General features: G+C 39.2%; 9 protein-coding genes and 1 pseudogene. 2 read left to right on the top strand and 8 right to left on the bottom strand.

Going from position 1 to position 9,028, the window contains the following annotated elements; all coding sequences use genetic code 11:
* Positions 1-996, top strand: a 996-nt coding sequence (locus tag A3848_RS32450) for a BtrH N-terminal domain-containing protein (protein ID WP_218619011.1), incomplete at its 5' end; no start/stop codon positions are given.
* A 54-nt stretch (positions 997-1,050) separates the two neighbouring features.
* A complete protein-coding gene (locus tag A3848_RS22125) occupies positions 1,051-2,814 on the top strand; it encodes an ABC transporter ATP-binding protein (RefSeq protein WP_074087021.1) in 1,764 nt (587 codons plus the stop codon).
* On the opposite strand, the pseudogene A3848_RS31420 reads toward A3848_RS22125, so the two are convergent.
* From A3848_RS31420 to imm47, 8 genes and pseudogenes are all read right to left on the bottom strand, one after another.
* A pseudogene (locus tag A3848_RS31420) lies at positions 2,801-3,593 on the bottom strand (IS5 family transposase). The gene A3848_RS22125 and the pseudogene A3848_RS31420 sit on opposite strands and share 14 nt — an antisense overlap.
* A gap of 85 nt (positions 3,594-3,678) precedes the next feature.
* Positions 3,679-4,149, bottom strand: a complete 471-nt coding sequence (locus A3848_RS22110; protein ID WP_074087019.1) for a hypothetical protein — start codon at positions 4,147-4,149, stop codon at positions 3,679-3,681.
* A gap of 92 nt (positions 4,150-4,241) precedes the next feature.
* Positions 4,242-5,456, bottom strand: coding sequence for a hypothetical protein (locus A3848_RS33080; protein WP_256702525.1), 1,215 nt, complete (start codon positions 5,454-5,456; stop codon positions 4,242-4,244).
* A gap of 7 nt (positions 5,457-5,463) precedes the next feature.
* Positions 5,464-5,934 (bottom strand): hypothetical protein, encoded by a 471-nt coding sequence (locus A3848_RS33075; RefSeq protein WP_256702524.1) that lies wholly within the window; start codon positions 5,932-5,934, stop codon positions 5,464-5,466.
* Positions 5,889-6,107: a hypothetical protein gene (locus A3848_RS33070; protein ID WP_256702523.1), complete on the bottom strand. Its 219-nt coding sequence runs from the start codon at positions 6,105-6,107 to the stop codon at positions 5,889-5,891. The genes A3848_RS33075 and A3848_RS33070 overlap by 46 nt, the downstream gene beginning before the upstream one ends.
* Positions 6,108-6,765: 658 nt before the next feature.
* A complete protein-coding gene (locus tag A3848_RS22100) occupies positions 6,766-7,242 on the bottom strand; it encodes a DUF6985 domain-containing protein (RefSeq protein WP_083606867.1) in 477 nt (158 codons plus the stop codon).
* Positions 7,243-7,262: 20 nt separating this feature from the next.
* Positions 7,263-8,093 carry an HNH endonuclease gene (locus tag A3848_RS33065; RefSeq protein WP_256702522.1) on the bottom strand — a complete coding sequence of 277 codons (831 nt, stop codon included), beginning with the start codon at positions 8,091-8,093 and terminating at the stop codon, positions 7,263-7,265.
* A gap of 132 nt (positions 8,094-8,225) precedes the next feature.
* Positions 8,226-9,023 carry an Imm47 family immunity protein gene (imm47, locus tag A3848_RS22090; RefSeq protein WP_074087017.1) on the bottom strand — a complete coding sequence of 266 codons (798 nt, stop codon included), beginning with the start codon at positions 9,021-9,023 and terminating at the stop codon, positions 8,226-8,228.
* Positions 9,024-9,028: the final 5 nt, after the last annotated feature.

Below are 9,028 nucleotides of genomic sequence, written 5' to 3'. Positions count from 1 at the left end.
CTTATTATTTTTCTATTATATCGAATAATGAGAACTGCTCCATGGATTTATAGCAATTATTTAAATATGTGTTTAATGGAATCCGAGAAAGATTGCTTTTTAGATTTTTATGCACAATCCCCTGAACATCATTTTCATCCATGTTTTACAGATACTCAAAGATTACTAAGGTCAACAATATTGAAATTCATCCCCGATATAGTTGAATTTTTAAAAGATCAAATCCGACAAGATAATTACATATGGCTTCATGTAAATGAATATTACATTCCAGGCTCGCCAGCTTATCAAAAGTTCACATTCCCGCATGCCATATTTATATACGGATTTGATGATAATGAGAAGCGATTTAATATTTCTGGTTTTTTGGAAAATAGAAAATATAAATGCGCCTATGCTTCATATTCAGAGATAGAGAATTCATTTTATGATTTTGGAAAAACACATATAGATAGTGATGTTACTCAACATGTTAACTATATGCACTTACTGAAATTACATCCAAAACATCATCAAGGATTGCCATATCAATTTGATATGAAATTTATTGCAGAACAAATCAAAGACTACTATGAGTCAAAAAATCTATCCTTAAATTATCAATCCTTTTATAGTCATGAATTATATTCGGAGTGGACTTACGGCATAGACATTTTACCAAGATTAATAGAATATTATTCTTTAAACTTGAAGGACAGCACTCGAATGGACATTAGGCCATTTTATACGCTTTATGATTATAAAAAACTCATGGTTGCAAGAATAAGATATATAGAGAAAAAAAAACTCTATGATATTAAACCTATGTTCTCCGAAGGTTTTACAAAGCTTGAGAATAAAAGTGAAAGTTTACTTAATTTATATATAAAATATGCATTAACGCAACATGAGAAATATTCAGACAAATTGATGATTCTCTTTAATGAATTATATCTTAATGAGCAAGTACTTCTAGAACAATTGCTTAATGATTTTTCTGATAAGTCTCTAATATAAATTAATCTTTCGAGAAATAGCTTCTACTTTAAAGAAAATATAAAGAGGTGTTATATGAATAGACAAAGTCCTTTTTTTCGTTTGTTAAAGTATATGCGAAGATATAAGTTGCTCTATGCTTGTTTGATTTTCACGATGATAGTAGGTACTGCGCTTGATCTCTCTATTGCCTGGTTTTTATCTCTTATCACAAATGCTGCTGTAAAAGGTGAAGTTGAGACGTGGCCAATTTTAATTTTTTTAGCTATAGGAATGATATTTTTTATAGCTCTTTTTTCATATTTAGATACATATTTCAAACAAAAGGCATCTTTAAATGTAAGGAACGATATAAGGCTCGATACACTTAATCATGTTTTAAGGTTACCTCAATCGTATTATGATAAAAATCATTCAGGCGAGTTACTATCTCGGTTCACAAGTGATAATCAAGCTGTAGGAGAAGCAAGCGGTCATATTATAATGGGTCTTCTCAAAAATCCGTTACTTGCGCTTTGTGCATTTATTTATTTATTAAACATTCACTGGCCTCTCGCCTTGATTTCTATTTCAATAGGACCACTAATGATATTGGTAGGAAAACTATTCGGTGAAGTTATGCGTAAGAAAAGCATTATTCTGCAAGAAGCCATGGGCAAGGCAACCTCTTTTTTGCAAGATGTATTGGGTGCCAGTGTTCTATATAAAGTTTTTGGTCTTGAGAAGAAAATTTCGAAACAATATCAACAGTACAGTACAAAAATATCTGAAATCGAGCGAAGTCAGGGAAAAATACAGGGAAGTGCAAACGCTGTATCAGCAAGTATTGCAACAATGAGCTTTATGATTGCAATCCTTGTTGCTGGTTTTTTTGTTGCAAAAGGGAATCTAGAAGTTGGTGCTATGGCCGCGTTCATTCAACTCATGAACTATCTTGTGCAACCGTTTTCGCAACTCCCCGGGCTTTGGTCATCTATGCAGCAAGCATTAGCGGGTGCCGAGCGGATCTTTCAGATCATCGATTCTCCTAAGGAATATGAGAAGCTTCCAGAACAGGGACGTGCAAGTTCTTTTGGGACATTAACTGTATCTAATGTTGGCTTTTCTTATACAAATTCTGAGAATGATATGGCTCTTAGAAATATTCACTTCTGTGCAACGGCAGGCCAGACGATAGCCATAGTTGGTGGTAGCGGTGGAGGGAAGTCCACATTATTTAAGTTGCTTCTTGGGCTGTATTCTCCAACAATTGGAACGATCGAGATTGATGGTAGATGTGAAGAGTCAATGGGATTAAGGAAATATCGAGACTACTTCTCACTTGTTCCTCAAGAGTCAATTCTTTTCACAGGTACGATTAGAGATAATATATTGGATGGTAACTTCATGGCTGATGAAACAAGTGTAATTAATGCAGCAAAGAAAGCAAATGCTTATAATTTTATTATGACATTAAGTGAAGGTTTCGATACAGAGATTGGGGAACGCGGTAGTCGGTTGTCAGGGGGACAAAAGCAAAGGATTGCGATTGCAAGAGCAATTTTACGAGATGCACCCATATTGCTTTTAGTTGAGGCGACTGCGGCTTTAGATAATGAATCCGAAAAGATTGTACAGGATGCTTTAGCAAAATTAATGGTTGGAAAAACAACTTTAGTTATTGCACATCGTCTGACAACAATTCAAAATGCAGATTTGATCTTAGTTATGGAAAATGGGAATTTGGTTGAACAAGGTACACACAATGAATTACTTCTAGCTCGTGGTCGATATCATTCACTCTACTATGCTCAATTAGAAGGAGAAGAAGTTACAGAAAAAATTCTTATAGACACATAGAGATCGACAGAGTCAATTTGAAAATAGAAGCTACATATACAAACGCCAAAAATGATTTGGCTAACTTGTCGTAACGAGTGGCCACACGACGGAAATGCTTGATTTTATTGAAAAAGCATTCCACCAAGTGACGTTCTTTGTACCGATACCAATCGACGTTCATGGGTTTTTAGTATTTGCTTTAGGCGGAATGGTATAGGATGCTTCATGGGACGCAATCCAATCCCGAATCGCCTTTGAGCCATAAGCTTTGTCGCCAAGAATATGGCTTCCCGTAATATCAAATTGCTGAAGTAAATCAATGTCGGGTACTGAATCATAAACTTGACCCCCCGTTAGAAGAAAAGCGAGGGGGTTCCCTAATCCATCGACAACCGTATGAAGCTTCGTTGTCTTGCCACCGCGACTGATGCTAATATGCTGATTTACTTCGTATCCTTCTGCGTTTTTTTAGCACCTGCACTGTGTTGATGGGCTTTAACCGATGTAGAATCGATACTCAAGTTTTCAAAATCAGGTTCTACGTGAAGCGCTTGGAAGATGGCGATAAGTAATCCGGTATCTCTCCATTTGCAGAAACGACTGTAGGTCGTTTTCCATGAATCGTAACGTTCTTCCGGTAGATCACGCCAGGCAGCACCACTTCGAGCGATCCAAAGAATAGCATTAAACATGGTTCGATCGCTTAACTTTGACGGACGACCTGTTCTATAGGATGGAAACATGCCCTTAATTTGTTCCCACTGTTCATCGCTTATTTCGTACCGTATTTGAACCATGCTTGTTGCTCCATTTGTTTTTCTCAAAGCATACCACATTATTCTTTAGTTTTCAGACACGTTCTAATACTTTATAAACTAAATTCTAAGCTGTTCTTATCTTTTCGAGAAACTGATACCAATAATCAAGGTGAGAATCAGGCACTAACTCTTCGTATTTTCGACCGAATACATAGTTAATCAGAAAGTAGTTAAAGTCACCTAATGGCTGCGCCTCCTGAAATGGATAGCCCAGCTTGAAACAATAAACTTGCCCTGAATTTTCATTAATTACTATAGGTTCATATAGAACTTGTCCAATTTCTAACCATTTTCCATCTAAATAATCAGATACACGGATTTGATGTTGAGAAAGCTCATCGTATGACCATAAATCAATTGCTCCACATCTAGCACCATCAACTTCACTTAAGAAATCAAAGTAATCTTTAAGGTGAACCTCGTCAGTCTTAATAAATTTATTTCCATGATTTAATTCACCAATAATAATACTATCTGGTTCATCTATCAGTTTATTTTTTACATTGTCGATTATAGATTTCAAGCGGCTATCCATCCGAATTATTCCCCCATAACAATATTAACTTTTATTTTTGTGCCCGTTGGTAAACCTCTAATTTGAGGCCTTACTTGCATAGTACCGATATTTCAGTTAGTGAAGGAATCTAAAAACCTCAAGTTTCCAACGGAATCAGGTCCACCTAACTGTAATTCCCATATATGATCTGGTTGCATCCGTTTTGTTATCCTATCTATTAATTTTTTACCGAATTCAGGATTTTTCTGACCATATTGATTCCAAATTCTTTTAATCATATCCTGTCGATATTCTCTAGTGACAGCGGGATTACGAGCTACAGGATTTTGTAATTTATATATTAAACCTTGCTCGCCTAGTTTCTTCAGTTCAATAGCTTTTTTCTCAAATTCACGTTTTGGCATTTTCTTATCGTAAGTTAGTGTTATTTCAAATACTTCGCCCGTGTCTGTCAAATTATCAAGATCTAACTTACTTTTATCTCCATCTGCACCTTTTGAGATTTCTGCTCTCTTATTAGGCTCTATGTTATTAAGCTTACTATATTCCGCATCGCTAAGCTTGATCGGTTTCTTGCCATCGAGTTCTAGTTTCTTTAATTCCTTTTCGAGATTCTGTTCCTTGATGTCCCGAAGTTCCCCGTCAATCAGCAGCACCCAAGGATTAACCTCGCCATACAGACGGATATGCTTACCCTTGCGCTCCAGCTTGAACCGTTTGAACTTAAACTTCTGCAGAATCCGGTCCACCAGACCCTGGAGCTTTTTGGCCCCCTTCATAAGCCCCTTTTGCAGGCTCTTGATCACGATTTTGCCGCCCCGGATAATCATGCTGCCGCTCTTGGAAGCGAGCTTGGCTCCGGTTTTCAGCAAGCTCTTGATACCCTTGACTCCTGCACCCGCTACAGCCTTAGCACCTGAAGCTGCAGCTCCAACGCCTTTCTTCACGGCTTGTCCGGCTTTGTTCAGCCCTTTGCCGATCGCTTTGAAGCCAAGCTCCATCGCCAGCTCCACGAGTCCCATCGCGAGTGCCGTTGCGAGCGCAATGGCGGCCGGCTCGACCATCTTCTGCCAGCCCTGGCTCAGGTAGGTGCCAATGTAGCCCGAGGCTTGGACTAGGGTCTGGGCGACGGATTTAATCGCATCTGCTTGCAGATACACCGTGATCAGGTTGATGATCATCGGAAGTGCAGCGGTAATGGCCCCGCCTGTGATGATCTCTGCAGCCACGACGACTACCAAGATGCCGATGATCGCAGCCAAAAGCTTCAATCCATTACTTTTCATCCATTTTATTACATGTGGTTTAATATGGTCAAACTCCATTTTCGCATTACTCGCACGAAGCTATTTTGCCGCCAAGGCTTTGCTCCGCTTTTCCAGTATCAAATTCCGCCATGATGCTGTCCATCGTGACCGGATCGCGGCTGCCTGACAGCTGCTTGCTCTCCCCGTCCTTGAGGTTCGCTTCCTGCACCAGTGCCGGGTCCATCTCACCTGCTTCGACCGACTCCATTTCGATGTCGTCTGCGGTGAGCTTCTCGTCCGCTTGTGGCTGACCGGTGTCCTGCGTATGCTCCGCTGCTCCGCCTTCTGCCGCTCCTGCCCCCATAGGCTTGGAGATGTCTACTCCGAGCAGATATTCCCACATCTTGCCTTCCAAATGACTGAGCGAACGCTTCGCCGCCTTGCCGAGCGCTCCCATCCGGGCAAGCACATCCAGAAACGTAGCAATGAGCAGGTTGCCCAGGGTTGAGATTAACTTGGTATAGAAGTTCTGTATCGCAGCCAGCGCCTGATCCACCTTGGCGGCAGGAAGTTCATGACCTGTGTGACTTTGGTTTTGAGCTTCTCTGCCAGCTGGTTGACGGCCTTCACGGCCTTATTGACGACTCCGTCAATTTTGCTGCATATTTTGGCAGCGATGCCCGGGAATTTGGCAAACACCACGGAGACCGTAAGCGTCAAATAACTCACACTTTGACACCAAGAAGAGGGCTGTTTGAGGCTTCATAACAACTGTGTGAGAGAGGGGATTTTTGAGGAGAGTTACTATTTAGGAATAAGTCAAAAAACAAAACACCCGGGTGCGTTTACACCCGGGTGGGGCTAACTGGTTAGCCTTGACCTATTCAGATTTCACCACCTCCCTATTAGGAAATATTCAGGAGGACTAGCAAATAAACAAAAAATACGAGGTTCTGTTCCATGTAGAGGGTCGCTACGGATGACACACCAGATTCGCCTGGGTAGGAGATCCAGAGAATGCTGGAAGTCCATTACCCTGAGTCGAAACGGTGGAAATACCTCCCCTAAAGCATTGAAACGGTGGAAATCACTGAGATTGAACTCAGTATAATGACAATTTATTGCCTCAACCGCCTCTTTTAAGGAACCACTTAGCAGGCACGTGGCAAGCTAGAGTTTTGAAGACTGAAACCCCATCTGTTCAAAGCACTAGTTTTTCTTCCCAGTTCGCTTTAGCATCACTGAGTCTATTGAATAAAAAATCATAGAAAATGAACCATAATTATTCCTTCATCAGAATTCTTTTTATTAAAATCTCCTTAACTTTTCGTAATTCAATTTGTATCCCTCAAAGTGAGGTTACACAAAACCTTGACATATCCTAAGGCTAAAGAACAATATCTTGAAGACCTATTTCTACTACTTCTTCATTTTCAACACTAATACCCAATCCATGTTCTCGTTCCCATGTACAATCACATAATATTCCTACTCGTCTAATACCATCTTCGAAATCATATCTTATTAGCAAACTTGTAGGCGTAACAAGTTTCCCCAACTCGTCTAGTGATGAAATCTTTGGAGCAATTTTTTCAAGTTCTTCACTATTACTTTGCATTGCTCGATAATCTTCACAATTATCTAAATAATACTCAAGAATCTTATCTTCGCTCTCCTTTACTATGTCAGGCATTTTTGCTTTGAATTGAGAAAAAGCGTCCCGTTGGTTCGGCGTAATTTCCTCATTCTCTTCACCATAGATATTCAAAAGTATTTTTTGATTTTCTCCAAACATGGTTATCTCAGTTGTACCGATCCACAAATCTTCATATACAATTTCTCCAAACAACTCATCCTTTTCCATTTTCAGAGTATCGTCCTTTCTCATTTAACTTCACTTACTCCACCAAGGTGACCAAATTTAGAATTAATACTACTTGGAATCAATTGTATGGTTTTCCCATCATTAAGTTCATGCCAAGTGTACTTGTTTTGTGTTCTCCATTTTGCCACTTCAGCCTTTGTCCACTGCTTCTCTGGTGTTGACCACTGCTCTGCGAGCAATTCGTCAGCTTTTGAAAAATTAGAAGTTCTTGAACCAGACATACCCGTAATCTCAAATTCCGCCTTAGAAAACGGAGATAAATCTGGTACTGCATTCTTATATTCTACACCTTGAACGCCAGCATCATTAAAATATGGTTTTACTTCGGGACTATCGGAAATAAAAGTTGATTCACCTCTTTCACCAGTCCATTTACCATTACTTACGGGAGTTTGATTCAACCTTTCTTTATAAGTGCTCTTCAAAGGTGTTACATCATAACCTTTTGTTACTTTAGGAATTTTATCCGTTCCCTTAACGCTATTAAAATCAATCTTACTTTTATCTCCATCTGCACCTTTTGAGATTTCTGCTCTCTTATTAGGCTCTATGTTATTAAGCTTACTATATTCCGCATCGCTAAGCTTGATCGGTTTCTTGCCATCGAGTTCTAGTTTCTTTAATTCCTTTTCGAGATTCTGCTCCTTGATGTCCCGAAGTTCTCCATCCATCAGCAGCACCCAAGGATTAACCTCGCCATATAGACGGATATGCTTGCCCATGCGCTCCAGCTTGAACCGCTTGAACTTGAACTTCTGCAGAATCCGGTCCACCAGACCCCGGAGCTTTTTGGCCCCCTTCATAAGCCCCTTTTGCAGGCTCTTGATCACGATTTTGCCATTGCGTATAATCATACTTCCGCTCTTGAATGCAAGCTTGGCTCCGGGAAAAATACAAAACTAAGCCACTCTATGTGAGTTACGCAAGAGTGGCTTAGTTATTACAACATATGGTCTGTTATTTTAAAGTACTCGATGTCCATAAAAATACTTAGACCCGATTTCCCATTCCATTTTTGAAATTATATCAACATACCGGTAGACATCTCCAAGCTGATCAACATCAACGATTGTATCATATTGAACAGGACATTTTACTCCGCTCCAAATTGAGAGTAATGATGGAATTACATTGGTTTGAATAGGAATTGTATTATTTAAAGATATAACTGATTTCTCAATAATCTTTTTAGCTAGAGATCCGGGAAAAGCCGGATCTCCATAGTAATAGTAGTTATCCAGTTCTACCTTTTTAATATAATCAAGATAAAAATTTCCGATCTCCTCGACAGGTGCTTCCTCGGTTAGTTCATCTGAATAATTAAGAAAAATATCCAATGAATTTCTAATCGTTCCTTCTACGTTTGTATCCTCCCATTCCTCTAGCATTGCCAGCAGATAAGGAACGGCATCATAAGATAAAGTATACAAAGCACTTGCTGCAAAAGTATCAGCATTGTATTCTGATAAGTCCGAAAGAAACAGCAAATTTCCACTATTCAATAGATCTTTATGCGACGCTACCGAACAAAACAACCGAATGCACAAGTTCATTATGTTTTCGTCTTTGGTAGTATTCATAATTTGTAACATCTTTTCCTTAACTGTAAAATCACCTAATTTCAATAAATCAATTATTAACAACATGTTATCATGTTCTGTCGTTGCTTGTTTTAGAGAATTCCTCAAAGAAGCGATGTCATCACTGGAATTTTTTTCTCCATACCAATTGCTCTTTATCAAATTGCTAGATTGGCCCATTTTCT

Source organism: Paenibacillus sp. P32E, from assembly GCF_001909085.1.
GTDB classification, from domain to species: Bacteria; Bacillota; Bacilli; order Paenibacillales; family Paenibacillaceae; genus Paenibacillus_AQ; species Paenibacillus_AQ helianthi.
This window is presented reverse-complemented; position numbering and strand designations above follow the sequence as displayed.

Excerpts from the sequence above, each read along its gene's own strand:
- A3848_RS22125 (WP_074087021.1), top strand. The coding sequence starts at position 1,051 with ATGAATAGACAAAGTCCTTTTTTTCGTTTGTTAAAGTATATGCGAAGA.
- A3848_RS22110 (WP_074087019.1), bottom strand. The coding sequence starts at position 4,149 with ATGGATAGCCGCTTGAAATCTATAATCGACAATGTAAAAAATAAACTG.
- A3848_RS33080 (WP_256702525.1), bottom strand. The coding sequence starts at position 5,456 with ATGGAGTTTGACCATATTAAACCACATGTAATAAAATGGATGAAAAGT.
- A3848_RS22100 (WP_083606867.1), bottom strand. The coding sequence starts at position 7,242 with ATGGAAAAGGATGAGTTGTTTGGAGAAATTGTATATGAAGATTTGTGG.
- imm47 (WP_074087017.1), bottom strand. The coding sequence starts at position 9,023 with ATGGGCCAATCTAGCAATTTGATAAAGAGCAATTGGTATGGAGAAAAA.